Origin of the sequence: Pollutimonas harenae, assembly GCF_004153685.1 — a bacterium.
In the GTDB taxonomy this organism is placed as follows: domain Bacteria; phylum Pseudomonadota; class Gammaproteobacteria; order Burkholderiales; family Burkholderiaceae_B; genus Pusillimonas_C; species Pusillimonas_C harenae.
Window position 1 is genome coordinate 1350921 of sequence record NZ_SDQD01000001.1, and the last position, 26322, is coordinate 1377242.

General features: G+C 56.4%; 27 protein-coding genes and 2 tRNA genes. 18 read left to right on the forward strand and 11 right to left on the reverse strand.

Going from position 1 to position 26322, the window contains the following annotated elements; genetic code table 11:
* The first annotated feature begins 80 nt into the window (after positions 1–80).
* The 8 genes from tyrS to ERD84_RS06405 all read left to right on the forward strand — a co-directional run bounded on the left by tyrS (position 81) and on the right by ERD84_RS06405 (position 6316).
* On the forward strand, positions 81–1310 hold the full coding sequence (gene tyrS / locus ERD84_RS06370; protein ID WP_130038752.1) for a tyrosine--tRNA ligase: 1230 nt from the start codon (positions 81–83) through the stop codon (positions 1308–1310).
* Between the two features lie 36 nt (positions 1311–1346).
* On the forward strand, positions 1347–1985 hold the full coding sequence (locus ERD84_RS06375; protein WP_130038753.1) for a YbhB/YbcL family Raf kinase inhibitor-like protein: 639 nt from the start codon (positions 1347–1349) through the stop codon (positions 1983–1985).
* 86 nt (positions 1986–2071) lie between these two features.
* A complete protein-coding gene (glyA, locus tag ERD84_RS06380; RefSeq protein WP_130038754.1) occupies positions 2072–3316 on the forward strand; it encodes a serine hydroxymethyltransferase in 1245 nt (414 codons plus the stop codon).
* Positions 3317–3372: 56 nt separating this feature from the next.
* A complete protein-coding gene (nrdR, locus tag ERD84_RS06385; RefSeq protein ID WP_130038755.1) occupies positions 3373–3834 on the forward strand; it encodes a transcriptional regulator NrdR in 462 nt (153 codons plus the stop codon).
* A 14-nt stretch (positions 3835–3848) separates the two neighbouring features.
* Positions 3849–4973, forward strand: coding sequence for a bifunctional diaminohydroxyphosphoribosylaminopyrimidine deaminase/5-amino-6-(5-phosphoribosylamino)uracil reductase RibD (ribD, locus tag ERD84_RS06390; RefSeq protein ID WP_130038756.1), 1125 nt, complete (start codon positions 3849–3851; stop codon positions 4971–4973).
* A gap of 10 nt (positions 4974–4983) precedes the next feature.
* Positions 4984–5604 carry a riboflavin synthase gene (locus ERD84_RS06395; protein ID WP_130038757.1) on the forward strand — a complete coding sequence of 207 codons (621 nt, stop codon included), beginning with the start codon at positions 4984–4986 and terminating at the stop codon, positions 5602–5604.
* A 67-nt stretch (positions 5605–5671) separates the two neighbouring features.
* Positions 5672–5762, forward strand: a tRNA-Ser gene (locus tag ERD84_RS06400).
* 83 nt (positions 5763–5845) lie between these two features.
* On the forward strand, positions 5846–6316 hold the full coding sequence (locus tag ERD84_RS06405) for a YaiI/YqxD family protein (protein WP_130038758.1): 471 nt from the start codon (positions 5846–5848) through the stop codon (positions 6314–6316).
* Here ERD84_RS06405 and araD read toward each other — a convergent pair.
* The 4 genes from araD to arfB all read right to left on the reverse strand — a co-directional run bounded on the left by araD (position 6310) and on the right by arfB (position 9915).
* Positions 6310–8049 carry an L-arabinonate dehydratase gene (araD, locus tag ERD84_RS06410; RefSeq protein WP_130038759.1) on the reverse strand — a complete coding sequence of 580 codons (1740 nt, stop codon included), beginning with the start codon at positions 8047–8049 and terminating at the stop codon, positions 6310–6312. The genes ERD84_RS06405 and araD overlap by 7 nt on opposite strands.
* A gap of 69 nt (positions 8050–8118) precedes the next feature.
* The gene (locus ERD84_RS06415; RefSeq protein ID WP_130038760.1) at positions 8119–8601 is read right to left on the reverse strand and encodes an HIT family protein; all 483 of its coding nucleotides are present in this window, start codon (positions 8599–8601) and stop codon (positions 8119–8121) included.
* 125 nt (positions 8602–8726) lie between these two features.
* Positions 8727–9449 carry an RNA polymerase sigma factor gene (locus ERD84_RS06420; RefSeq protein ID WP_130038761.1) on the reverse strand — a complete coding sequence of 241 codons (723 nt, stop codon included), beginning with the start codon at positions 9447–9449 and terminating at the stop codon, positions 8727–8729.
* Positions 9450–9498: 49 nt separating this feature from the next.
* Positions 9499–9915 carry an alternative ribosome rescue aminoacyl-tRNA hydrolase ArfB gene (gene arfB / locus ERD84_RS06425; RefSeq protein WP_130038762.1) on the reverse strand — a complete coding sequence of 139 codons (417 nt, stop codon included), beginning with the start codon at positions 9913–9915 and terminating at the stop codon, positions 9499–9501.
* 122 nt (positions 9916–10037) lie between these two features.
* On the opposite strand from arfB, the gene ERD84_RS06430 reads away from it, so the two are divergent.
* On the forward strand, positions 10038–11708 hold the full coding sequence (locus tag ERD84_RS06430; RefSeq protein ID WP_130038763.1) for a GMC family oxidoreductase: 1671 nt from the start codon (positions 10038–10040) through the stop codon (positions 11706–11708).
* A gap of 20 nt (positions 11709–11728) precedes the next feature.
* Here the strand turns inward: ERD84_RS06430 and ERD84_RS06435 are convergent, their stop codons facing one another.
* On the reverse strand, positions 11729–12802 hold the full coding sequence (locus ERD84_RS06435; RefSeq protein WP_130038764.1) for a metal-dependent hydrolase: 1074 nt from the start codon (positions 12800–12802) through the stop codon (positions 11729–11731).
* A gap of 29 nt (positions 12803–12831) precedes the next feature.
* Positions 12832–13164, reverse strand: a complete 333-nt coding sequence (locus ERD84_RS06440) for an I78 family peptidase inhibitor (RefSeq protein WP_130038765.1) — start codon at positions 13162–13164, stop codon at positions 12832–12834.
* Positions 13165–13310: 146 nt separating this feature from the next.
* Here ERD84_RS06440 and trhO point away from each other — a divergent pair, with 146 nt between their 5' ends.
* Together trhO and ERD84_RS06450 are read left to right on the forward strand one after the other, a co-directional pair.
* Positions 13311–14237: an oxygen-dependent tRNA uridine(34) hydroxylase TrhO gene (gene trhO / locus ERD84_RS06445; RefSeq protein WP_130038766.1), complete on the forward strand. Its 927-nt coding sequence runs from the start codon at positions 13311–13313 to the stop codon at positions 14235–14237.
* A gap of 38 nt (positions 14238–14275) precedes the next feature.
* Entirely contained in the window at positions 14276–14875 is a 600-nt protein-coding gene (locus ERD84_RS06450; protein ID WP_130038767.1) for a glutathione S-transferase, read from the forward strand.
* A gap of 76 nt (positions 14876–14951) precedes the next feature.
* Here the strand turns inward: ERD84_RS06450 and fabI are convergent, their stop codons facing one another.
* Genes fabI through gloB form a run of 3 tightly spaced genes read right to left on the reverse strand, consistent with a single transcriptional unit; the run spans position 14952 to position 17938 of the window.
* The gene (fabI, locus tag ERD84_RS06455; protein ID WP_130038768.1) at positions 14952–15734 is read right to left on the reverse strand and encodes an enoyl-ACP reductase FabI; all 783 of its coding nucleotides are present in this window, start codon (positions 15732–15734) and stop codon (positions 14952–14954) included.
* Positions 15735–15762: 28 nt separating this feature from the next.
* Positions 15763–17145, reverse strand: coding sequence for a transglycosylase SLT domain-containing protein (locus ERD84_RS06460; RefSeq protein WP_130038769.1), 1383 nt, complete (start codon positions 17143–17145; stop codon positions 15763–15765).
* Positions 17146–17152: 7 nt separating this feature from the next.
* The gene (gloB, locus tag ERD84_RS06465; RefSeq protein ID WP_371743137.1) at positions 17153–17938 is read right to left on the reverse strand and encodes a hydroxyacylglutathione hydrolase; all 786 of its coding nucleotides are present in this window, start codon (positions 17936–17938) and stop codon (positions 17153–17155) included.
* Between the two features lie 20 nt (positions 17939–17958).
* On the opposite strand from gloB, the gene ERD84_RS06470 reads away from it, so the two are divergent.
* The 7 genes from ERD84_RS06470 to ERD84_RS06500 all read left to right on the forward strand — a co-directional run bounded on the left by ERD84_RS06470 (position 17959) and on the right by ERD84_RS06500 (position 24829).
* The gene (locus tag ERD84_RS06470; RefSeq protein WP_167667275.1) at positions 17959–18711 is read left to right on the forward strand and encodes a class I SAM-dependent methyltransferase; all 753 of its coding nucleotides are present in this window, start codon (positions 17959–17961) and stop codon (positions 18709–18711) included.
* Positions 18712–18747: 36 nt separating this feature from the next.
* Positions 18748–19212: a ribonuclease HI gene (gene rnhA, locus ERD84_RS06475; protein WP_130038771.1), complete on the forward strand. Its 465-nt coding sequence runs from the start codon at positions 18748–18750 to the stop codon at positions 19210–19212.
* A gap of 72 nt (positions 19213–19284) precedes the next feature.
* Positions 19285–20403, forward strand: a complete 1119-nt coding sequence (locus ERD84_RS06480) for an efflux RND transporter periplasmic adaptor subunit (RefSeq protein ID WP_130038772.1) — start codon at positions 19285–19287, stop codon at positions 20401–20403.
* 15 nt (positions 20404–20418) lie between these two features.
* Positions 20419–23508: an efflux RND transporter permease subunit gene (locus ERD84_RS06485; RefSeq protein ID WP_130038773.1), complete on the forward strand. Its 3090-nt coding sequence runs from the start codon at positions 20419–20421 to the stop codon at positions 23506–23508.
* Between the two features lie 41 nt (positions 23509–23549).
* Positions 23550–24260, forward strand: coding sequence for a DNA polymerase III subunit epsilon (dnaQ, locus tag ERD84_RS06490; RefSeq protein WP_130038774.1), 711 nt, complete (start codon positions 23550–23552; stop codon positions 24258–24260).
* Between the two features lie 76 nt (positions 24261–24336).
* A tRNA-Val gene (locus tag ERD84_RS06495) sits at positions 24337–24411 on the forward strand.
* A 127-nt stretch (positions 24412–24538) separates the two neighbouring features.
* Positions 24539–24829, forward strand: coding sequence for a hypothetical protein (locus ERD84_RS06500; RefSeq protein ID WP_130038775.1), 291 nt, complete (start codon positions 24539–24541; stop codon positions 24827–24829).
* A 192-nt stretch (positions 24830–25021) separates the two neighbouring features.
* Here ERD84_RS06500 and ERD84_RS06505 read toward each other — a convergent pair whose 3' ends face one another.
* Positions 25022–25255, reverse strand: coding sequence for a hypothetical protein (locus ERD84_RS06505; RefSeq protein ID WP_130038776.1), 234 nt, complete (start codon positions 25253–25255; stop codon positions 25022–25024).
* 526 nt (positions 25256–25781) lie between these two features.
* The gene (locus tag ERD84_RS06510; RefSeq protein WP_130038777.1) at positions 25782–26093 is read right to left on the reverse strand and encodes a high-potential iron-sulfur protein; all 312 of its coding nucleotides are present in this window, start codon (positions 26091–26093) and stop codon (positions 25782–25784) included.
* Between the last annotated feature and the right edge of the window lie 229 nt (positions 26094–26322).

Below are 26322 nucleotides of genomic sequence, written 5' to 3' on the forward strand. Positions count from 1 at the left end.
GCGCTCGCACGTTATGCTAGCGTATTAAGCTCTATTTTTCGAGCTTTATTTTACTTTTTTCCTTTCTGAAATCCCTTCTTATGCCGTCGTCCGAAGCGCCCGTTACCCCACAAATCGAAGAATATCTGCGCATTGCCAAACGAGGCTGCGACGAACTCCTGGTTGAGTCGGAATTCGTCAAGAAGCTCGCCCGCAGCCAAGCTACGGGTGTGCCTCTGCGCATCAAGCTGGGGCTGGATCCCACAGCGCCCGATATCCACCTGGGCCATACCGTAGTCCTGAATAAAATGCGCCAGCTGCAAGATCTGGGGCATACCGTCATTTTCCTGATTGGCGACTTTACCTCGATGATTGGCGATCCCAGCGGACGCAATGCCACGCGGCCTCCACTGACCGCCGAGCAGATCCAGGAAAATGCCAAAACCTATTATGCCCAGGCCAGCATGGTGCTCGATTCCGCGCGTACCGAAATTCGCTATAACTCCGAATGGTGCGATCCCCTGGGTGCACGTGGCATGATCCAGTTGGCGTCCCGCTATACCGTGGCGCGCATGATGGAGCGCGAAGACTTTACGCGGCGTTTCAAAGGGGGTATCCCCATTTCAGTGCACGAGTTTCTGTATCCCCTGATGCAGGGCTACGATTCGGTTGCCTTGAAATCCGACCTGGAGCTTGGCGGGACTGATCAGAAATTCAACCTTCTGGTTGGCCGCGAGCTCCAAAAAGAATATGGCCAGGAGCCGCAATGCATCCTGACCATGCCCCTGCTGGAAGGCACCGACGGGGTAGACAAAATGTCCAAGTCAAAAGGTAACTATATAGGAATCACCGAAGCGCCCGATTCCATGTTTGGCAAGCTTATGTCAATTTCCGACACATTGATGTGGAAATATTTCGAGCTATTGTCTTTCCGCTCCATGGACGATATCGCCCAGCTGCAAAATCAGGTAAAAAGTGGAATGAACCCGCGTGATGTCAAAGTCATGCTGGGCCAGGAAATCGTGGCGCGCTTTCATACACAGCAGGCTGCACACGACGCTCTGGCCACATTCGAAGCGCGTTTTCGCGATGGAGCCATTCCCGAAGACATGCCCGAAGTACAACTGGGTGCCGCTCCACTGGGCATACTCAAGGTACTGCGCGAGGCCGGTCTGGTCACCTCGGGTGCCGAGGCGCAGCGCAATGTCGAACAGGGGGGGGTCCGGGTTGACGGCGACCGCATCGAAGACAAGGCGCTACAACTTCAGGCCGGTACCTATGTCGTTCAAGTAGGCAAACGCAAATTTGCCCGTGTCACATTAACAGGCTAAACGCCAATCGGCCGCCAGCCGCCATAGGAGTTCACCATGAAACTGACCAGTGAATCTTTTGTAGACCAGGGGGTCATTCCCGAGCGCAATGCCTTTGGCAAAATAGACGGACAAAATCATGTGGCGCTTGCGGGCAATGCCAATCCGCAGCTGTCGTGGTCAGATGCGCCAGCCGCCACACAATCGTATGTGGTGATCTGCCACGATCCCGACGTTCCCAGCAAGCCTGATGACGTCAACCAGGAAGACCGTGAAATTCCCAGCACCCTGCCACGCGTCGATTTCTACCACTGGGCCCTGATCGACATTCCGGCGTCTGTCTCTCATATTGCCGAGGGGGCTTATTCTGAAGGGATTACGCCGCGTGGCAAGGCTGGTCCGCTTGCGCTCGATGGCACCCGTCAGGGCGTCAACGATTTCACCACCTGGTTTGCTGCCGACCGCGACATGAATGGCGATTATTTCGGTTACGACGGTCCGTGCCCGCCCTGGAATGATTCCATTCCGCATCGCTATATTTTCACGGTGTACGCTCTTGATATTGCCGAGCTGCCCTTCGAGGGCCGCTTTACCGGCGGAGATGTCATCAAGGCCATTCAAGGCCATGTACTGGCGCAGGCATCGATAGTGGGCATCTATACCCTGAATCCCCGGCTGGTAAACACCGCCTCCTGACTCAGGGGCGCGTAGGTGAAGTGCTATTCAAGTTAAAATAGGCGATTACCTTTCGCCATACGCGTAATTACCTTCAGGATATCTTCATGTTTGACCGTTCTCGTACTCTCGATCTCGTCGATGCCGACGTCTGGGCAGCCGTTCAAAAAGAAAACGTTCGCCAAGAGCAGCACATCGAACTGATTGCGTCTGAAAACTACACCAGCCCTGCAGTGATGCAAGCCCAGGGTACCCAACTGACGAACAAGTATGCAGAAGGCTATCCCGGCAAGCGCTACTACGGCGGTTGCGAATATGTCGATATTGTCGAGCAGCTAGCTATCGACCGCCTGAAGGAAATTTTTGGTGCCGAAGCCGCCAACGTACAGCCCAACTCCGGCTCTCAGGCCAATCAGGGTGTTTACATGGCCGTCCTCAAGCCGGGCGATACGGTATTGGGCATGAGCCTGGCCGAAGGCGGCCACCTTACCCATGGCTCGCCCGTCAACGCGTCAGGCAAGCTCTATAACTTCCTGTCGTATGGCCTGGATGCCAACGAAGAGCTCGACTACGACCAGCTCGAGAAACTGGCCAAAGAGCACAAGCCCAAGCTGATTGTTGGCGGCGCGTCGGCCTATGCGCTGCGTATAGACTTCGAACGCATGGCTCGCATCGCACACGACAACGGCGCCTTGTTCATGGTCGATATCGCCCACTACGCTGGCCTGGTAGCCGGTGGTGCGTACCCTAATCCCGTGCCACATGCCGACTTCGTTACTTCGACCACCCATAAATCGCTGCGCGGCCCACGTGGCGGCGTCATCATGATGAAAGCCGAACACGAGAAAATCATCAACTCGGCGATCTTTCCTGGTATTCAGGGTGGTCCGCTGATGCACGTCATTGCCGCCAAGGCTGTGGCCTTCAAAGAAGCGCTGTCCCCCGAATTCAAAGAATATGCCGCCCAAGTCGTCAAGAACGCCGACGTGCTGGCCCGTACCCTGGTCGAACGCGGTTTGCGCATCGTATCGGGTCGTACCGAAAGCCACGTCATGCTGGTCGATCTGCGCGCCAAAGGCATTACAGGTAAAGAAGCTGAAGCGGCACTTGGCCAGGCGCATATCACCGTCAACAAAAACGCTATCCCCAACGATCCCGAAAAGCCTTTTGTCACCAGTGGCGTGCGCCTGGGTACACCAGCCATGACAACACGTGGCTTCAAAGAGGCTGAAGCCGAGCTCACAGGCCACTTGATTGCCGATGTGCTCGACAACCCTCGCGACGAGGCTTCCATTGCCGCCGTACGCAAGCGCGTCAACGAATTGACCGCAAGCCTGCCGGTCTACCGTTAATACGGAAGGGGTTCCGGCTGTGCCGGAACCCATCAAGGCGGCGGAGTCCACTCACCATGAAATGCCCATTCTGCAGCAGTTTCGATACGCAGGTCATAGACTCCCGGGTTTCCGAAGAGGGCGACACCATACGCCGTCGGCGTCGCTGCACAGCCTGCGACCGCCGCTTCACCACCTACGAGCGCGCCGAGTTGGTCATGCCAACGGTAGTCAAGCGCAATGGCACGCGTACCGAATTCGATATCAACAAACTGCGGGCCAGTTTGAGCCTGGCATTGCGCAAGCGTCCGGTCAGCACTGAAGATGTCGATGCCGCCGTGGCACGCATCGAAGAGAACCTGTTGGTCAGCGGTTTGCGTGAGGTTGAATCAGGCCATGTGGGTGAGTTGGTCATGAACGAGCTGCGTAAGCTCGACCAGGTCGCTTATGTGCGCTTTGCATCGGTCTATAAAAGTTTCGAAGACATCGGCGAGTTCGTCAAAGCCATTGACGAAATCAAGGTTCCCTCCAGGCCGTGAAGCCTGATCTGCACATGACGGATGAAGACTGGATGCGCCAGGCCCTGCGGCTGGCTGAAACTGTCTTGTACATTACCGCACCCAATCCGCGTGTGGCTTGTCTGATTGTGCGCGATGGCCAATTGCTGGCCGAAGGTGCCACCCGGCAGGCCGGTGGGCCGCATGCCGAAGTCATGGCTTTGCGCCAAGCGGCCGAGCGCGGCATAGATGTTGCGGGTACGACCGTTTACGTAACGCTTGAACCGTGCAGTCACTATGGCCGCACACCACCCTGTGTTGATGCATTGATCGCTGCCAGGCCGGCGCGCGTGGTGATTGCCATGGGCGACCCCAACCCGCTGGTCAGTGGTCAAGGCGTTGCCAAGCTGCGGGCAGCGGGCATTGCCGTCACCACCGATATTTGTACTGAAGCAGCACTGGCGATGAATCCGGGTTTTGTGGCCCGCATGACCCGCAAGACGCCCTGGCTCTGGTTGAAGCTGGCCGCTTCCCTGGACGGCCGTATTGCGTTGGCCAATGGCCAATCGCAGTGGATTACCGGACCGGCTGCGCGCGCTGACGGCCATCACTGGCGCGCGCGCAGCTGTGTAGTGCTGACGGGTATTGGTACTGTCGCGGCCGATGATCCGTTGATGAATGTACGGCACGTTGAAACTGCGCGGCCACCCATCAAGGCTATTGTCGATACGCAGCTTCAGGTCAGCGAGCAGGCTCGCATCTTTGACGGGACACCGGTCTGGGTATTTACCTGCGTTTCAAATCCGGAAAAAGCTCAAAGACTGGCTGATCGGAACGTGCAGGTTGTGACCTTGCCTGCGGTAAATGGCCGGGTTGACCTGCATGCCATGATGCGCTGGCTGGGCGAGCACGACATCAATGAAGTGCACGTCGAGGCCGGCGCCCGGCTTAGCGGTGCCCTGCTGCAAGCGCAGTGCGTTGATGAGTTGTTGGTCTATATGGCGCCCATGCTGTTGGGCGAGGGCATAGGAATGGTTCACATGGAGCCCTTGCAGCAGCTGACGCAGGCCCAGCGGTTCGAATTCATACACACGGCGTGTGTTGCGCCTGATGTGCGCCTAAGCGCGCGACATATAGATCATTGGAAGACTTTGCTGCAGGCGCTGCAGCAACAGAATTAAAAGGTAAAGCATGTTCACAGGCATTGTTGCCGCCGTTGGCAAAATCATCGAGGTCACACCGTTCAATGAGGGCCAGAAAGACGCAGGCGTTCATTTGAAGATACAGGTGCGGGATTTTCTGCGTGACAGCACCAAACTAGGCGATTCCATTTCCATACAGGGCGCCTGCATGACGGTCGTGGCCCTGGAGCCAGACAGCTTCAGTGTCGACGTCTCGCGGGAAAGTCTTAATCGCACTGCAGGCCTGGATGCGGTGGGTGAAGTCAACCTTGAACATGCCTTACGCCTGGGCGATTCGCTGGACGGCCATTTGGTGTCGGGCCACGTCGATGGGCTGGGGCAGGTCAGCCGTTTCGAACCAGTGGGCGAATCCTGGGACTTGCGTATCAAGGTGCCGCAAGCGCTGGCCAAGTATATGGCCTACAAAGGTTCGGTCACCGTCAATGGCGTCAGCCTGACCGTCAATCACGTGGACGATAGCGCTGATGGCTGTGAAATTCATATCAACCTGATTCCGCATACCGTGCAAGTCACGACGCTTCAGCATTTGGCGGCGGGTGTGCCCGTCAATCTGGAAATCGACACAATCGCACGATATGTTGAACGTATGATTAGCCTGCGGGACTGCTGATAATACATAATAAGCTGGTTTCTGATAGAATGGCGGACTTCGCTTTATGCAAATAAAGCCAGAATCAGGACAGGTGGCCGAGCGGTTGAAGGCGCACGCCTGGAAAGCGTGTATACGTGAATAGCGTATCGGGGGTTCGAATCCCCCTCTGTCCGCCAGTTATTCCAAACCCTTGATTCCTAATGAATCAAGGGTTTTTCTTTGGCTGAAAGACAAAGAAGTCTACGAGGCTCGCAAGTTCATGAATATTTGGGTTGATGCTGATGCCTGCCCTGTTGTCATCAAGGACATTCTGTATAGGGCGGCGCAACGATTGGAGCAGCCACTCACCCTGGTAGCCAACCAGATGCTGCGCACGCCGCCGTCTTCCTTGATCCGGGCCGTCCAGGTGCCGCGAGGATTCGATGTGGCGGACGACTATATTGTTGAACACATGTCTGCCGGCGATCTGGTCATCACGGCCGACATTCCGCTGGCAAGCGAGGTGTTGGCTAAGGGGGCACTGGTACTCAGCCCGCGCGGCGAGCGTTACACCGCCGACAGCATAAGTGAACGCCTGTCGATGCGAGACATGATGGAAGAACTGCGTAGTGCTGGCGTCGATACAGGTGGGCCAGCCGCTTTCAGCCAGGCGGATAGGCGTGCATTTGCCAACGCTCTGGACCAACTGTTGCAGAAAGCACTATGGAAAAACGCCACCAGAAATCAATGAATCTCCGGCTCGTCCCCGTCCTCTTCTTTCCCTCGAGCAAGAAAGTCAAAATCGCATCCGGTATCAGCCTGGCCCACATGCTTCAGGTATAGGGTGCCGTAGCCGCGCTTGAATTTTGGCTTGGGTGGCGTCCACGCGGCGCGTCGGGCAGCCATTTCCTCGTCGCTGATCAATACATTGAGGCGCCGTTGCGGCACATCAAGCTCGATGATGTCACCGCTGCGTACCAAGGCCAGCGGCCCACCCACATGAGATTCAGGGGCAATATGCAGCACGCAGGCGCCATAGCTGGTGCCGCTCATGCGTGCATCGCTGATGCGCAGCATGTCGCGCACGCCGGTGGCCAGGATTTTTTTCGGTATGGGCAGCTGTCCCCATTCGGGCATGCCTGGTGCGCCTTGCGGACCAGCCTCGCGCAGTACGATTACGCTATTGGCGTCGATGTCCAGATCGGGGTCGTCGATGCGGTCAGACATATCGTTATAGTCTTCGAATACGACGGCGGGACCACGATGCACCAGCAAATGCGGCTCGGCGGCTGGTGGCTTGATGATGGCGCCGTCGGGGGCGAGGTTGCCGCGTAACACGGCCAGGCTGTCGCCCGACTGCAAAGCCTTGTTCAGCGGGCGAATGACATCTTCGTTCCAGCAGCGTGCGCCGGCAATACTCTGGCCCAGGGTTTGACTGGTGACGGTCAGTGTGTCCAAATCGAGATGTGCCGCGCCCAGGTGATTGAGCAGGGCACGCAAGCCGCCCGCGTAAAAGAAGTCTTCCATCAGATACTGGCCGGCTGGCCGGATGTTGGCCAGCACAGGGGTGCTGCGGGCAAGTTCGTCAAAGCGCTGCAAATCAAGCTCATAGCCGCTGCGCCGTGCCATGGCGATCAGGTGTACGGCGGCATTGGTTGAGCCTGACAGGGCCAGGGCGGTCACGACACCGTTATCGTACGCGGCGGGTGTGAGGATCTGATCAATGGTCAGGTCTTCCCACACCATGTCCACGATGCGCTTTCCGGTCAGCGTGGCCATTTGTGCATGGCGCGAATCGGGCGCGGGTATGGAGGCGGCACCGGGCAACGTCAGGCCCATGGCTTCCGTCACGCTGGTCATGGTCGAGGCTGTGCCCATGGTCATGCAGTGCCCGGGTGAGCGAGCAATGCCGTTCTCGACATTGCTCCAGTCTTGCTCGGTGATATTGCCGGCACGTAGTTCGGCCCAATATTTCCAGCTGTCCGAGCCAGAGCCCAGCGGGGCACCCTGGTAGTCGCCACGCAGCATGGGGCCGGCTGGCATGAATATGGTGGGCAGGTTCATCTCGATGGCGCCCATGATGAGCGCTGGAGTGGTCTTGTCGCAGCCACCCATCAACACGACGCCGTCTGCCGGATAAGAACGCAGCAGTTCCTCGGCTTCCATGGCAAGCAGGTTGCGATAGAGCATGGTGGTCGGTTTCTGAAAGGGTTCCGACAGACTCAGTGCCGGCATTTCAACCGGAAAGCCTCCGGCCTGCCAGATGCCACGCTTGACCTCTTCGACCCTTTGCTTGAAGTGCGTATGGCAGGGGTTGATGTCGCTCCAGGTGTTCAGGATGGCAATGACGGGCTTGCCCGCATAATCCGACGCATGAAAACCCATTTGCGCCGTGCGCGAGCGGTGACCGAAGCTGCGCAGATCTTTCACGCCATACCAGCGGTGGCTACGTAGTTCTTCAGGTTTCTTCTTTCGTTCTGACATGATGGTTCAATGTGATTGAGTGCTTGGCGTGATGGCGTGCTGCGGGTGCATGTTTGCAGCCTTTATGCGTCATTCCAATTGGTGGGCTGCTGCAAGCGCTTGCTGAAGTAGTGCCGACTGCCGCGCCAGTTCTTCGTCGGAAGCAAGTGGCGCTGGTGCGAAGCTGAGGCCCTTCTGTTCGATATAAGCGGTCGAGGTAATGTCGGTGGACGCAAACAGAGGCACGAGATGCGCATGTACGTGGGCAATATCGGTGCCGGTGCACAGGAAACTGACGCGTTCGACACCATGTATGCCTTTCATGGCCTTGGAAAGGCGCTGGCCCAATTGAATGAAGCGCGCGGCAAGTGCCGGTGGCATATCATCGAAATAATCGTGATGCTCGCGTGAAACAAGCAGCACATGCCCTGGCCGTATGGGATGAATATCAAGAAAAGCCACGAAGTCGTCATCTTCGTACACAATGCTTGCAGGAATTTTCTTATTTGCTATAGAGCAGAAAATACACGGCTTGTGCAGGGCTGCAGGCGTGGTTGTAGCGGCTGATGTCATGGCAGTGCCTTCCAAGTGTGAACACAGGTTTGTTCTGCACTTTACCAGCTTGTGCGCCGCCTGACTGCAGTGACTTGTTGTTCCGCTCCTGGCGGTCAGCCATTGAAAAGAACCCGGCTTTCGTATCAGAAGGTGGATGTGGACGTTGCGTTCTCGCCGTGAGCCTGTATGCGTGTCAACACCGCCGCGACTATGCGATCGCAGCGATGGCCGGCGAAAGAAAATACATCGTTGATTTCTTCGCCCATTTCCTGCCGTAATGTCTTGCGCAGCAGGGCGCGTGAGCGAAAGTAGCGCGTGCGGACTGTAGCGAGAGGTATGCCCAGGCATGCCGCCGTTTCTTCTACGCTGAATTCTTCTACTGCGCGCAGCACGAATACAGTGCGGAATACGTCGGGCAGACGGTCAATGTGGTTTTCGAGAATATGGCGTGTTTGAGTACGCCACAGGCCGTTTTCGGGCTGATTGATGGTGTATTCATCCATGGTAGTGTCTGCCGTAGTGTCGTCACGCGATGCGTCGTTGTTGAACTCGAGCCAAGTGGATTGCCGGTTGATCTTACGTAGCCGCTTTCTGGATTCGTTTACGACGATTTGCACCAGCCAGGTCGACAAGGCGGCTTCGCCGCGAAACTGTGCCATGGCCCGATATGCGCAATAAAAGGCTTCCTGCACGGCCTCTTCGGCATCTGCATCGTTGCGCAGGATGCTGCGAGCCACCCGGTACAGACGCTGGTTGTAGCGGCGCATCAGTTTTGTCAGGGTATCCAGATCGCCCGCCGCGATGCGCTTCACGATATCGGCATCGCTTGTGCTGATGTCGTCGGTTTGTACAAGAGCTAAAGACATAATAGGGCCTGGCAAATAATAGGGTTATTCAATTAGAGACCGCAAGCGCTTATTGCGTTCCCGGGTCTACCTTGCCCCGCATGCGCTTTACCTCGCTGCGCACTGTTTTGCCTTCCAGACGCCTGCGCTGTGACCCCAGGGTGGGCCGGGTGGGTCTGCGTGGTTTGGGCGGCAGCGATACGCTGTCGACCAGCTCCTGTAGGCGGATAATGGCCTGAGCCTTGTTTTGCTCCTGGCTGCGGCTGTTTTGCGCTTTGATCACCACCACGCCTTCGGCGGTGATGCGTTGATCGCGCAAGGCCAGCAGCCGCTCTTTAACCGGCCCCGGCAAAGAGGAGTCGGGAATGGAGAAGCGCAAGTGAATTGCGCTGGATACCTTGTTGACATTCTGGCCGCCAGCGCCCTGTGCGCGTATGGCGGTAAAGACCATTTCGTCTTCCGGAATGGAGATTGCTGGTGTGGACATAGGTAATAGTTTAGTCCCCGTCCGGCTCTTCTGGAATGAAAATGCTTGCTTTGTCTACAGGAATACGTTGTGGATTTTTTTGCTGCCGGTTGCTACATTAGATGCAAAGAAAAGGAGAGAAAATGTCAGAGGCAGAATTCGATTATGTGGTTGTCGGGGCAGGAACGGCAGGTTGCCTGCTTGCCAATCGGCTCAGCGCCGATCCGTCAAATCGTGTTTTGCTGATCGAAGCAGGTGGTAAAGACAACTATCACTGGATACACATTCCGGTGGGCTATTTGTATTGCATAGGCAATCCGCGTACCGACTGGCTGTACAACACCGAGCCTGACCCGGGCTTGAATAGCCGCGTACTGCGTTATCCACGTGGCAAAACGCTGGGCGGTTGCTCCAGTATCAACGGCATGATTTACATGCGTGGCCAGGCACAAGGCTATGATCACTGGGCTTCTCTGGTGGGTGATGATGCCTGGAATTGGCAAAACAGTCTGGCTGATTTCAAGGCGCACGAGAACCACTACCGGCTGGATGGCATCAAGCCAGGCCAGGGGCAGGCTGACGATGCCGGTGGGTTTTCCGCCTTGCATGGTAGTGGCGGTGAATGGCGGGTCGAAAAACAACGACTGCGCTGGGATATCCTCGATGCCTTTGCAAAGGCGGCTCAGCAGGCAGGTATCCCCGCAACTGACGACTTCAACCAGGGAAGCAACGAAGGTGTCGGTTATTTCGAGGTGAATCAAAAAGATGGCTGGCGCTGGAATGCGGCCAAGGCTTTCTTGCGGCCTGCATGCGTTTCGCGCCCTAACTTCACGCTTTGGTCCCAGGCTCAAGTCGTGGGCCTGCATATAGAACGTCAGGCCGATAATAGTCTGCGTTGCCAGGGGGTCAGGGTTCGCCGAGGCGGACAAACAGTACTGGTCAAGGCACATAAAGAAGTGGTGCTGAGTGCCGGCAGCATAGGCACGCCGCAATTGTTGCAGCTATCGGGCCTAGGGCCAGCCAGCCTGTTGCAACAACACGGCATAACGGTATTGGCCGACAAGCCCGGGGTAGGCGCTAATTTGCAGGATCATCTGCAAATACGTACGGTATTCAAGGTTCAGGGTGTTAAAACCTTGAATACGATTGCCTCCAGTTTGTGGGGCAAAGCCATGATAGGGCTGGAATATGCCATGAAGCGCAGCGGCCCCATGAGTATGGCCCCATCGCAGCTGGGGGCTTTTACCCGCAGCGATCCGACGCAAATCCACCCCAATATCCAGTACCATGTGCAGCCGCTCAGTCTGGAAGCCTTTGGTGAGCCTCTGCATCGCTTTAATGCCTTTACGGCCAGCGTATGCAACCTACGCCCCGAAAGCCGCGGTACGGTACAAATCAAAAGCAATAAGCCCGATGATGCGCCGGCCATTGCACCCAACTACCTGAGCACCGAAGCCGATCGTAAAGTGGCGGCCGACTCTTTGCGTGTCACGCGCAATATCGTCGCACAAGATGCATTGGCGGCGTACAAACCCGAAGAATACAAGCCAGGTGTCCAGTATCAGTCAGACGATGAGCTGGCCAAGCTGGCAGGCGATATTGCCACGACCATTTTTCACCCGGTAGGTACCGCCAAAATGGGTAAGGCAGATGATCCACAGGCCGTTGTCGACGCACACCTGAAGGTTTATGGTGTTGCTGGTCTGCGGGTGGTTGACGCGAGCATCATGCCGACCATAACCAGCGGCAATACCAACAGCCCCACACTGATGATTGCCGAGAAAGCTGCGCGTTGGATTCTGGCTGGGCAATAAGCTAAAACGGGTCGCAAGCGTTACGGCGTGTCGCGGCCCGAAGCTGCGGGCAGCTGGGTCATAGTTCGCTCCCAACGTTCCAGGGGCAATGGCGGCTGCTGTTGCCAGATGCGTCGGATTACTGCACCCAGCTCGGCCGTGTCACGCTCGCGCGGCCAGTATACGGGTGTGACTGCCTGCCAGCCATGGTTGGGTCCGGTGCGCTCGGCCATGAGAAAACGAAACGAATAGTGGCCGGTGCCCAAGCCCATGCGCAAATCGGAGGCGACCAGCTGTCCTTCGATGGCGTCGTAGCGTAGCCAGTCTCCGGTAAACCAGCGTAAGCCGGCTAGTTGCGGTGATTCGGGCAGATTGTCGGCCAAGGCCGTGTTCAGGGGGAGCTTGATGTGTTCTGGGGGTGACGTGTCGAGCAGGCTGCTGATGGTTTCGATGTAATGGTCATCTGCAGTGCGTGCGACGATACGCCAAAGCAGAATATTAAAAGGTTGAGGAGTCGAGAACATACTCACCACAGTTTCACCTTGCTCGGTCAGTCTATGCTGGACGCGGTCCTCGATGACGGCTTTGGCGGCCACAGAAAGCACGAGATAGCAGGTGCTCAGCCCCAGGCCCCAGCACAAGGTACGCGTCAGGGCGGGGTGCTTGCCCATGACCAGTCCGGCAATCACGACTGACAACAAGGGAAGGGTGTAGAAGGGGTCGATGATGAACAGGCTGGACCAACTGGTGGGTGTAGGCTTGAAGGGCCATAACAGTTGGGTGCCGTAGGCGGTAAAGGCATCCAGCAAGGTATGGGTGATCAGTACCAGCCAAATGGCCAGGAACAGGCGGCTGGCCCCGTAGTCCGGACAAGGCCGCCAGCGTCGTGCAAGCAGGGTGAACAGCACCGACAGGCCAGTCAGCACAAACAAAGAGTGCGAGAAGCCTCGATGGTTGATCATATTCAATACGGGGTCCCCGTAATCGATCAGCACATCAAGGTCGGGGAGCGTTCCCAGCAGGGCGCCAGCCACCAAAGCCTTGCGCCCATGAAAACGGCCGAGCATGGCGCCTTGAATGCCGGCGCCCAGCACGGCCTGAGTCAGTGAATCCATACTGCCTGTAGCGTGTGTTGTTAAATGAACTAGCTGCAGTTTACGCTGATGACCATGTCCTGCTCGTCTACGCGCAGGTTCAATCTTTGTGGGTTGTATTCCATGGTAATCACGTCTCGTGGCCTGAGGATCCTGGCCTGCTTGGCTCCGGATTGGTCGCGATAGGTTTCCAGCAGTTCGGGAGTGGCCTTTTGGCCCACCGCCGATTCAGCCAGGTCGGCGTTGCATTGCTGATTGTTAGTGGAGGAGGATGAGGCAGATGCCGGATCGAAGGTGTCGGAACCCGTGCCTTGCGTGCCAGAGGCGCAGCCAGCAAGGGTGGCCACAGCAAGGACAGCGCCAAAAATCAGTGTGCGTGTCATAAGCAATCCTGTTTGTTGTCCAGAACAGACCTAATATAGTAATGGAAATGCGAGGATGAATCGGCTAACCGTGCGATAACGTTAAAATAACGGCTGTGGCACTTGCCCCGGCTGTTCAGGGCGACACAATATTTCTTTTCAAGGTTATGGCTAATTTCATTGTTGCGGCACTTTATAAATTTGTGACGCTTTCCGACTATCAGGCTATGCAGCAGCCGCTATTCGACTTTTGCGAGTCGCAACAGGTAAAGGGGACTTTGCTGCTTGCCGAAGAAGGCATAAACGGAACGATTGCGGGCACACGTGCAGGCATCGACGCGGTGCTCAACTACCTGCGCAGCGATCACCGCCTGACCGCGCTCGAGCATAAAGAGTCGTGGGCTGAAAAAATGCCCTTTTATCGCCTGAAGGTCAAACTCAAGCGCGAAATCGTGACCATGGGGGTGCCCAATATTCAGCCCGATACCATGGCAGGTGCCTACGTCAGGCCCGAAGACTGGAATGCACTGATTGACGACCCCGATGTGGTGGTGATCGATACGCGCAATGACTACGAAGTGGCCATAGGTACTTTTAATCGTGCAATCAATCCACATACCAGCAGCTTTTCAGAATTTCCTCAATGGGTGCAAGAACAGTCGGGCGAAGACGGCGTGCTGGGTAAAGGCCGCAAGGTCGCCATGTTTTGCACGGGCGGCATCCGCTGCGAAAAGTCCACCGCCTATCTGCGTTCGCAGGGTTTCGACGAGGTCTACCATTTGCAGGGTGGCATCCTGAAATACCTCGAAACCGTCGCGCCAGAAGATTCCCGCTGGGATGGCGATTGCTTTGTGTTCGACGAGCGTGTTTCCGTCAGGCATGGACTGGAGCCGGGCGAGTATGAGCTGTGCCGCGCATGCCGGCTGCCACTAAGTGCTCACGACAAGGCTTCAGAACTTTACGAAGAAGGCGTCAGTTGTCCGCATTGCCATGGCACACATACTGACGAGCAACTGCAGCGTTTCAGAGAGCGTCAGAAGCAAGTGGAGCTTGCCCGCAAGCGGCATCAGCGCCACATCGGCGTGCGCATTTGAAACCGGTTCTGTATTCTTTTCGGCGTTGTCCTTATGCCATGCGTGCTCGCCTGGCCATTGCGGTCAGCGAACGCCAGTGCGAACTGCGGGAAGTGGTCTTGCGCAACAAGCCACCGTCTTTACTGACGGCTTCTCCCAAGGCGACGGTGCCGGTGTTGCTTGACACCGATGGCTGGGTCATAGATCAAAGTCTGGACATCATGCTGTGGGCCTTGCGGCAGAATGATCCCGGCCAGTGGCTGGTGCCGCAGAAGGGCACGCTCGACAAGATGCTGGACCTTATCGGTGAGTGTGACGGCCCATTCAAGCAGGCGCTGGACCGCTACAAGTATCCGCAGCGCTATGAACAGGCAAGTGGGGCACAATACCGGGACCAGGCCGTGGCGTGGCTAGCCGGATTGAATCAACGGCTCGAAGATTGTGATTTTTTATTTGGCGACCGGCCAGCCTTGGCCGATATGGCCATAGCGCCTTTTGTGCGGCAATTCGCGCATACTGATCTGGATTGGTTTCAGGCGCGACCCTGGCCGCACTTATGGCAGTGGCTGCAAGCCTGGATGCAGGGCAGTTTGTTTGAGCAAGTCATGCACAAATACCCGCCCTGGCAGGAGGGCTCGCCTGGCGAACCCTTCCCCTGATTTTGACTCCAGATCAAGCGTGCGCCTTGTCGGCTTCGCTAGCTTTACGCCACCAGTAAGGTCTGCACTTTGTCCGTTATTCCATGCCGGGCACGACAGTTGAGAATCCGCCGTCAACATGGGTGATTTCTCCGGTAATGCCGGCAGCCAGGTCCGACATCATGAAAGCGGCCACATTGCCCACGTCCTCGATGGTGATATTGCGGCGCAGGGGGGCATGGGTTTCAACATACTTGAGTATGGTCGAGAAATCCTTGATGCCGCTGGCCGCCAGTGTTTTGATGGGGCCGGCGGAAATCCCGTTGGCGCGTATGCCCAGCGGGCCCAGTGAGGCAGCCATATAACGCACGCTGGCTTCAAGCGAGGCCTTGGCCAGCCCCATGGTGTTGTAGTTGGGAATGGCTTTTTCGGCACCCAGGTAGGTGAGAGTCAGTACCGAGCTGTTGCGGCCCTTGAGCAGTGGCAGGGCTGCCTTGGCCATGGCTGGAAAGCTGTATGCTGAAATGTCGTGGGCGATGCGGAATGCTTCACGGCTCATGCCCTCGAGGAAATCGCCCGAGATCGCCTCGCGCGGTGCAAAACCAATCGAGTGGACCAGGCCGTCCAGGCCATCCCAGCGGGATTGCAAGGCTTTGAACGCATCGTTGATTTGCTCGTCTTCGGACACATCACAGGAAATGACGATGTCGCTGCCCAGTTCTTTGGCATATTCCGATACGCGATCTTTGAAACGCTCGCCTGCATAGGTGAAGGCCAGTTCGGCACCTTGTTGTTTGCAGGCCTGTGCAATGCCGTAAGCAATCGAGCGGTTGGACAGCACGCCCGTAACCAGAATGCGTTTGCCGTTCAGGAAACCCATATGATGATCCTTTTCTTGTATAAGTATTTTAGCCGCGTATGCCCGTGCCGGGAACGCGCAGACGCTTACCCTTGGACAGTAGATTGCCCTTCAGGTTATTGAGTTTGCGCAGCTCGTCGACCGAGGTGTTATAGCGTTTGGCCAGTGAAAACAGTGTGTCACCGCCCTGAACCGTATGAGTGCGGACATTGGCACCACGTCGCAGTACACGCACGTCGCCTTTTTTGCGAGAGCCCTTGCCCTGTGTGCTGGAGGGGGTTTGCGGCACTTCGAGCGAGGCCAGCTGAATACCGCCGCGGGCGTGATTGGCCGGCACAAGCAGGGTTTGCGCCACTGCACGGCTTTGTCTTTTGCTTAGGCCATTGACGGAGCGCAGTGTACCTAGGCTGATGCCGTGACGTTTGGCAATGGCTGCGTAAGACTCGCCTTTTTTGCTTTTATAGGTATCCCAGGAGCTGAGCTGACCCTTATAGGCTTCGAGATTGGCATTGAAAATATCAACACGGTTGGTGGGGAGCAGCAAGATGGGATTATGCTCGGCCAATATGACGGGACGATTGAAGGATGCGTTAAGCGCCTTGAACTCGTCCAACGGCATTTCAGCCAGTTCTGCCGCTACTTTCAAGTCGATGTCTTGCGTCTTTTTTACCGTAGTGAAGTATGGCGTATTGTTGACTGCAGGCAGAGTAATGCCGAACTTTTCGGGGTTGGCGATAATGTTTTTGATGGCCTGTAGTTTAGGCACATAGTTGCGCGTTTCATCAGGCATTTTGAGGGACATGTAGTCGGCGGGCATGGAGGCCCTGACGTTTTTTTCCATGGCCCGTTTCACCGAACCTTCGCCCCAGTTGTACGAAGCCAGCGCCAGATACCAATCACCCTGAAAATCATACAAATACGCCAGATAGTCTAGCGCGGCGTTGGTCGAGGCGACGGGGTCGCGCCGCTGATCGCGCCACCAGCTTTGCTCAAGCTTGTAATGTTTTCCGGTGCTGGGAATGAATTGCCATAGCCCCGATGCCTTAGAGCGCGAAAGGGCCGTCGGGTTGTAGGCGCTTTCCACAAAGGGCAGCAAGGCCAGTTCAGTAGGCAGGCCGCGACGATCCAATTCGTCGACAATGTAATACAGATACTTGCCTGCCCGGCGGCTCATGGTCTGGACTGATTCAGGGTGCGAAGCGTAATACGCCGTCCATTGCTCGGTCAGGTCGCTATTCAGATTGGGTATGGCAAAACCGCGCCGTATGCGGTCCCACATGTCGCGCGGCGGATGGGTCAGGTCGACGGTACGTGAGGTTTCTTCAGCCGTGTAGTATTTCTTGCCCGAGGCATAAGGGTTTTGCGAGTTTTGGGTGGCGCAGCCGGCCAGTACTGCTACGATAAGCAGAACAAATATTCGTAAGCAGTTCATTGGCAAGTCATTTAAAGTTGTTCTTCCATTCGCGCAAACAGGCAAAAATGTCTACAGGTGTTTCCAGCCCGGTGCCTGCGTAGCTGGCAGCTGCCTTTGCCACAGATGTTTGCGATACTCTTAAAAAAGGGTTGGTGTCGAGTTCCAGCGCGATATTCGAGGGCAAAGTAGGCATGCCGTCGGATCGCAGCTGTGAGTCTGCTTCCCACCGTTGCTGCAAAACCAGATTGCCGGGCTCTACCTGCAGGGCCCAGCGCAAATTTGCCAGGGTGTACTCGTGAGCACAACATACGAGTGTGTTGGCCGGCAAAGCCCGTAGTTTACCCAGAGAATCCAGCATTTGGGCAGGTGTGCCTTCAAATAAACGACCACAACCTGCCGCAAATAAGGTATCGCCACAAAAAAGCACGGGTTTTCCCGTAGATAATGTGCCGTGGTAGGCGATATGCCCCGCCGTATGGCCGGGAACATCGAGAATACCTAATTGCAGCCCAACGTTGGGGAATTGTACTGTATCGCCTTCCTGCAAGCGGTGATCGCAAGCAGGAAGTCTTTCTGACGCCGGGCCGTAGACGGGAGCGCCTGTTCGCTGTTGTAATGCCAGGACCCCGCCCACGTGGTCGGCGTGGTGGTGGGTCAGTAAAATGGCGTCCAGCACAAGTTGACGCTGCTTGAGCACCGCCTCGATCGGGGCGGCCTGGCCGGGATCCACCACGACAGCGTGGCCATCTTTGCAGACCAGCCATATATAGTTGTCCGCGAAAGCGGGTACCGGAATAAGTTCAGTAGTCATCATAAAGCCAGGGAGTCAATGTGTCGGTGGATCAACCTCTTATTCTAGAGCTTGCCGAGTGGCTGGAGACGCCACCCGGCCAGTATGTACGAGGCTGGGAACAGAAGCAGATAGATGCCATGGTCTGTAATGCGTTTGGCTATCATGCCATACAAATTGGCCTGCCACATTGGGATTTGTTGCAAGCCAATCGTATCCCTTTTAAGGGGCGTACTCGTGTGCTGTTCGAGCGTGCGGCGGAACAGGGGGCGGCCGTGGTGGCCGATCCCGAGTCCTTACCGTTCGATACACAAAGCATAGACTTGCTGATTTTGCCGCATGTGCTCGAGTGTTCGAGCAACTCCCATCAAATTTTGCGTGAGGCTGAGCGGGTGCTGGTGCCCGAAGGGCGTATTGTTATCTCCGGTTTCAATCCCTGGAGTCTGTGGGGCGTTAGCGATCGCATCCCTGGGCTGGACCCTCTACTGCCCATACCGGCACATCTACAGGTGTCGCTGCCCAGGTTGAAAGACTGGTTCAAGCTGTTATCCTTCGACCTCGACCGGGGCCGTTTCGGCTGCTACGCTCCGCCATGCAGTGAGCAGGTTTGGCTGGATCGCTGGGCATTCATGGAAAAAGCGGGCGACCGCTGGTGGCCGATATGCGGTGCGGTCTATGTGGTGTCCGCCGTTAAGCGGGTGGCGGGCATGCGTTTGGTCGGGCCCTCATGGAAGAAAAGGGCTAAGGCCAAGAAGGTTGCGCGCCCGGCAGTCGTGACTGGCCGCCATTATTAACAAGCCTGGACAAGCAGCAAAGCAGGTAAGCAAGCAATGAGTAATGATCAAGTTGAAATCTGGACCGACGGAGCCTGTAAGGGTAATCCGGGTATGGGGGGCTGGGGTGCGCTGCTGCGGCAGGGCCGTCATGAAAAAACCCTGTACGGCGGAGAGCCTGGCACGACCAATAACCGTATGGAGTTGATGGCGGTTATCCAGGCGCTCAAGGCCTTGAAGCGCCCATGCCAGGTGACGGTACATACCGACTCCCAGTATGTGCAAAAGGGCATGAGCGAATGGCTGGCAAACTGGAAGCGGCGAGGCTGGCGTACCGCTGATAAAAAGCCAGTAAAGAATTCAGATCTTTGGCAGGAGCTGGATGCTCTGGTGGAGCAGCATACGCTGACTTGGCGCTGGGTACGTGGGCATGCCGGCGACCCGGGCAACGAGCGCGCAGATCAGCTGGCTAACCAGGGGGTGGAACGCGCTCGGGCACAACAAAGCGCGAGCCTTGTATAAAAATCGCGCAACTCGAATCAATCCAATGCTAAAGTCACCAATTGTGTCGCTAAAACCCAAAATCATTCTCAGATGAAAAACTCCACTGTTGGTGTCTTGCTGGTCCTTGTTCTGGGACTGGTGGTTGGTGCTGTGGGTATGCGCTGGTACGAAGGCGAAGGCTACGCAGCTGAGCAGGCGCCGGCAGTCAGCCCAATTGCGGCTGCTCCGGCTAAAAGTAAGGCTATTACCGTCGAGGTGGCGCCCGTCAAGCAAGTATCGCTGGCCCGTGGCGTCTCGGCGGTAGGAACGTTGCGTTCCGAAAATTCCGTCATGCTGCGCCCTGAAATTACCGGCCGGATTGCCGAAATCAACTTTCAGGAAGGGGGCAAGGTCAGCCGGGGCCAGCTGCTGGTGCGTCTGGACGACAGCGTGGCCAAGGCGCAGCTACAACAGGCGCAGGCCAACCTCAGCCTGGCCAGCAGCCAGTATCGACGGGCACAGGAGCTCACCAAGCAGGGCTTTATCAGCAAGCAGGCTCGTGACGAGTCGGCCAGTCAGCTCAAGGTGCAGCAAGCTGCCACGGCCTTGGCTAAAGCCCAGTTGGAGAAAACAGCAATACTTGCTCCTTTCGATGGCTTGATCGGTTTGCGCAATGTGTCGGTGGGTGATTACGTCAGCCCGGGCATTGATCTGGTGCCTCTGGAATCCGTTGATCCGCTCAAGGTGGATTTCCGAATTCCCGAGCAGTTTCTGGGGCAAGTCCATGTGGGGGCCAGGCTTGTGCTAAGTTTTGATGCCCTGCCTGGACAGCAACGCGAAGGCGAAGTGGGCGCCATCAGCCCCCTGGTTGATGTGGGTGGACGCTCCATTTTATTGAGAGCCCTGGTGCCCAATAGTGACAACGCCCTGCGTCCGGGCATGTTCGCACGCGTACGCCTCCAGTTCGCCGATGCCCAGGGCCTGGTCGTGCCCGAAACGGCACTGATACCGTCGGGCGAAGAGCAGTATGTTTTTCGCGTTGAAAATGGTCACGCCAGACGGGCAGTCGTCAAGGTCGGCCAGCGCCGTGCCGGCCAGGTCGAAGTGCTTGAAGGCCTGCAGGCCGGCGATCAGGTGCTCACCACAGGGCTGCAAAAAGTGCGTGATGGCGATCCGGTCCAGATCCGCCCCGCGGCCGCATCCGGCAACGGTCTGCCTGACAACTCTTGATCGGCGCCTATAGCTATGGTTCTATCTGAAGTTTGTATCAAGCGGCCGGTCTTTGCCACAGTGTTGTCACTGATCATCGTGCTGATTGGCCTGATTTCCTACGATCGCCTGACAGTACGAGAGTATCCGGCCATCGACGAGCCGGTGGTCTCGGTCCGTACCGACTACAAGGGCGCCTCGCCCGAGGTGGTGGAGTCGCAGGTAACCAAGCCGCTTGAAGACCAGCTGGCAGGCATCGAAGGGGTCGATGTCATGACCTCGCGTAGCCGGTCAGAGCGTAGCTACATCAATATCAAGTTCAATCTGACGCGCGATCCCGATGCGGCCGCCGCCGATGTGCGCGACAAGGTGTCGCGCGCGCGACGCTACTTGCCCGACGAAATCGACGAACCCATTATCAGCAAAGTGGAAGCCGACTCTTCTCCCATCGTTTATGTGGGGGTAGGCATGGGTAACTATAGTCAGCTGGAAGCGTCCGACTACATCAACCGCTATATCAAGACACGCTTGTCGGTATTGCCCGGTGCCGCTGAAGTACGCATCTATGGTGAGCGACTGCCATCCATGCGTATTTACATAGACCGCAGCAAGCTGGCGGCCTATGGCTTGATCGTGCAGGACGTTGAGTCGGCATTGCGTGAGCAGAACGTGTTGATTCCGGCTGGTCGTATCGAATCACGACAGCGCGAATTCACAGTCACCTCATCCACTGACTTGCAGTCAACCGAGCAATTTCGCAACGTCATTGTGTCGACGGTCAATGGCTATCCGGTTCGTCTGTCTGACGTAGCCGATGTACAGATAGGGCCGCTGGATGACCGAGTGCTGGCACGCTTTAACGGCCAGTCCAGCCTGACCATAGGCATCACCAAACAGGCTACGGCCAACCCCCTGGAATTATCCAGTTATGTACGCCAGGAGGTCGAGGAGCTCAATCAGAACTTGCCTGGCGGCATGAGCCTGGCCGTGACTTACGATTCGTCTGTGTTCATCCAGGAGTCCATCAAGTCGGTGTACTCCACCGTAGCCGAAGCCATTGTCCTCGTGGTGCTGGTCATATTCTTTTTTCTGCGCAGCTTGCGGGCCAGCCTGATTCCGATCGTGACGATACCTGTGTCGCTGATCGGCGCCTGCGGCATCATGTACTTCATGGGCTTTTCCATTAACACGCTTACCTTGTTGTCTATGGTGCTGGCAATAGGTCTGGTGGTTGATGACGCCATTGTGATGCTGGAAAACATCTTCCGACACATTGAAGAGGGCAAGACACGTATTGAAGCAGCCTTTCTTGGTGCCAAGGAAATAGGCTTTGCCATTATCGCCATGACTCTGACTCTGGTGACGGTGTATGCACCCTTAGCCTTTGCTACCGGTCGTACGGGACGCCTGTTTATTGAATTTGCCCTGACGCTGGCCGGTGCGGTGCTGGTGTCCGGGTTTGTGGCCTTGACGCTCACACCCATGATGTGTTCGACTGTGCTGCGCCATCAGGCTGGCCATGGGCGTCTGTATCTGCTCATCGAGCGTTTTCTGGTGTGGCTGACCAACAGTTATCGTAACGGCCTGGCGCGTGCTTTGCGCCATCGATTACTGGTTGTGTTGCTGGGTCTTGCGGTCGCCGCAGCCAGTGGCGTGTTGTTCAAGGTCGTTAAAAGCGAGCTGGCGCCGCTGGAAGATCGTGGTGTGATCTATGGCATGCTCAATGGCCCGGAAGGTGCCACCATCGATTACATGATGCAAAGCGTGGAGCGGGTCGAGCAGTTGTATACAACGGTTCCGGAAATGGAAGCCAGCCAGTCGTTCATTGGCTTTCCTACCGTTACCGATGGCATTGTCATTATGCGTCTTAAGCCCTGGGACCAACGCGATCGCGCCCAGCAAAGCATCGCTAGCGAGCTTCAGCCTCATTTTGCGGCCCTATCGGGTGTGAAGGCGTATCCGGTCAACCCGCCTTCACTAGGACAGCGCTCTACATCCAAACCCATCGATTTCGTGATCATGAGCCAGGTTTCGTACCCGGAAATGGACAGAATGGTCAATGAGTTCGTCAGTGCCTTGCGCGACTACCCGGGCCTGCAGAATATCGATACCGATCTGCGTCTGAATACACCGGAATTGCGGGTCGAAGTCCAGCGTGACAAACTGGCTGATGTGGGTGTTGATGTCGGCGATGTCGGTCGAACACTGGAATCCATGCTGGGTGGGCGGCAGGTAACCCGTTTTCGCGACAGCGGAGAGCAGTACGACGTTATCGTTCAGGTAAAGAAACAGGACCGTGCCGACCCCGCCGACATATCAGATATCTACGTGCGCACGGCGGAAGGCGGTATGGTGCAAATGTCCAACTTCCTGAACGTCTACGAAAGCGTATCGCCTCAGTCGCTGAATCACTTCAACCGTTTGCGGGCAGTCAAGGTACAGGCCTCGATTGCTCCCGGTTATGCCTTGGGCGAGGTCCTCGAGCATATGAATCAGGTGGCGCGTGATGTCTTGCCGGCCACGGTGCAGCTGGACCTGGACGGCCAATCGCGCGAGTTCCGCGATTCGGCGGGCAGCATTTACCTGGTGTTCGCGATGGCCCTGGCCTTCATCTACCTGGTGCTGGCCGCTCAGTTCGAAAGCTGGCGCAACCCGTTCATTATCATGCTCTCCGTTCCGCTATCCATGACCGGCGGCTTGCTGGCCTTGTGGCTGACGGGCGGAACCTTATCCATTTACAGCCAGATCGGACTCATTACCCTGGTGGGCTTGATTACCAAGCATGGAATTTTGATTGTTGAGTTCACCAATCAGCTCAGGGCCGAAGGTGTAGAAAAGTTTGAGGCTGTCGCTCAGGCTTGCGTCATGCGGCTACGGCCTATACTGATGACCACGGGTGCCATGGTGTTGGGAGTGCTGCCGCTGGCATTTGCCGCCGGTGCGGGCGCCGAGTCACGCCAGCAAATAGGTTGGGTGCTGGTGGGTGGGCTCAGCCTGGGGACCTTATTGACCTTATTCGTGGTGCCCGTGGCTTACACACTGATTGCCGGACCCGTCAAATCCAGAGCGACAGTGGATGTGGCTGAGCACCCGGTCGAACCACAGCCCCAATCGTCTGCGCACTAGCGTAAGGTGTCTCAGCGGATTTATGAAGAAACAGGATTGTTATGCGCCAGATAGTGCTTGATACAGAAACCACCGGGCTAGACCCTGCACAAGGCCACCGCGTCGTTGAATTGGCCTGCGTTGAAATGGAGAACCGCATCCTGACCGGCCGGCATCTGCATCTGTATCTGAACCCCGACCGCGATAGTGACCCTGAAGCCCTGGCCGTACATGGCCTGACAACCGAATTCTTGTCGGGCCACCCACGCTTTGAAGAGGTTGCCCAGCAGCTGGTCGAGTACGTCAAAGGTGCCGAAGTCATCATTCACAACGCGGCCTTTGACGTCAAATTCCTGAACGCCGAGCTCACCCGGATAGGCTTGCCTGCCTTCCATACTATGTGCGGCAAAATTACCGACTCGCTGCTGCACGCGCGGGAACTGCATCCCGGCAAGCGCAACTCGCTGGATGCCTTGTGTGAACGCTATGGCATCTCCAATGCCCATCGCACCCTGCACGGCGCTTTGCTCGACTCCGAGCTTTTGGCCGATGTCTGGCTGGCCATGACGCGTGGCCAGGATGCCCTGCTCATGGATTTCGAAGACGACGGAGGCACCGGCGCCAATGGCATGCGGCTGGAGCAGTTTGATGCATCAGTGCTGAAGGTTGTACTGGCGGATGAAGCGGCGCTGCAGGCGCATAGCGAGTATTTGGCTGACCTGGATAAAGCAGCCGGCAAGCCTTGCGTATGGCGTGGTGTGCAGGAGGCCTAGTCTAGGGCATAGGTGGTGACTGCTTGTGCTAAACTACCGCCTCTATTCTCGCAAGCTCCTATTCAGCGCAGCTTCGGGGCGGTTAGCTCAGTGGTAGAGCACTGCCTTCACACGGCAGGGGTCACTGGTTCGAACCCAGTACCGCCCACCAGAATTTCAGAGCCATATCAAGCGTTTTGTGCCGTAAAGCATAAACACTACTTGCTTCGGGGGAGATCGTGGCGACTGACACTGAACAACGTAAAATGTCAGGTCTACAGCCTCTACATGCTTCCTTTATGAACCTTGAACGACTTCGTCGCGAATTTCCCGACTTCGATATAACAACCCTGCCGCCCCTGCCCGAAGGGTATTTCGACGCATCGAGCTATATCGATGCCGCTCCTTCATTCGAGAACGAAGAGCGCGGCTTGAAAGTGTATGTCGACTACGCCAACTATGCCGACCGCGAATCCGGCAGGAGCCAGCGCTTCTGCGTTTCGCGCTACGACGAGGACGCTGGCGACTTCGAGGACGTCGCCCTGTCGACTAACGATTGGGCCGAGGTCACGCGCTTCCTGACCGCCTGAACGCCTTCGCCAGGGGCGATCGGTTTCCGCTCCTATTGTCGGATGATCAATCCCGCGACCGCGTGCGCTGAGCCGCATCATAGTAAGCGGCCGAACGTGTGACGTCGGCTACGCCAATTCCAGTGTGATCAATCATTGCACTATTGCTCCTTTGATGCCCAAACTCTTGAAGATGCGAACATCTAGGTCCCGTTATTTACCGTGTATCGTATTCCCCATGTGCCGCTGCGCCAGCGCGATATTTTTCGCCGCCTGCGCGGATTGAGCAGTCGCACGCACGACCTCTGCATGATCAGCCTTACCGCAGCGAATCAATGCTGCCGCGGATTCTGCAGCCAGATCGTAATCGCGGCTGTCGTCCCAGGCGACTAGCAACTTCGATGGCGCAACGAAGAGGAAGGCCCAAGTCCCGGTACGCAACTCCAAAGCGATTCCTCGCAGTCCCATCCAGAATTGACGCAAGCACAGGCACTGCAGCGGCACCCTCAGCAAGCAGCTCTTTCTCGGCTTCTATCATGGTTTCTGTGCTGAGGAGCCTTTCAAATAGAATATTGGACATAATTCAGCATTGATTCCGAATGGTTAGCAGTATTCTGAGCCGACGCCCAGCCGCGGCTTCTGGCCGAAAACTTATATTAAACGCAGTCGCTGTTAAACGACCCAAAACAGTCTTATATGGGCGCGTGTTTGTCCCTGCTCATTATTTGAACGCATGGCTGGAAGTCACCGGTATCGAGCCCTGGCCTGCTGATCACATCGACAACTTCAAGACACTATTACTTAAGGGAAATGAGACAAGCGACGGGTACGAGTGTCGCCAGCCCCTGAGTTCATCACATCCCGAAAACCTGCTTTTCAGCCGTGGAAAAGCTTGCCACCCATTGTTTTATTGTGGAAATGTTTTTTGGCCCGTTTAACTGATTGGGTGCAGCTGGCAAGGCGTAGGGTCCCATCACGATTTCTTGGTGTAGGCGGAGCACCAGCCCTTGGCGGACACCTGTTTGCCGCTGAAGATCGGACAGGGCCCCCAGGCGTCGCCGGGCTTGCCCTGGAACAGCTGGCAGTTGCTGCATTCTTCGCCAGCCACGTATCGCGCCTGTTTCGCCTTGTCGATCTGTGTAGCGTCGTGTTTGTAACCCATGGCTACGGCGGTCGGATCGGACTCGCTGACTTTAGCCGTGTCGGCAAAGACGTGGCGCGAAAGTGCCAAGGATGAGGCCAGCCCAATGCTGGAAACCAGAAAAGTACGTCGAGATGATTGCATTATTGACTCCAGAGGTCGTAAACGATTCATCCCTCTCCCTTATTGTTCTAGGCTTTATTGTTGATCCATTCAGCTTACAAATAATTGACGTGTGTATTGCTCCGTCTATCGAGGGTGATAAAGTCGCCAAGACTATCTATACCTAATTGGAATCATTTGAGTCTTTTAAAGTATTGGATTAGATAAATCAGCATAAGCATAATTGTCATAGATAGAGCTGATTAATAGC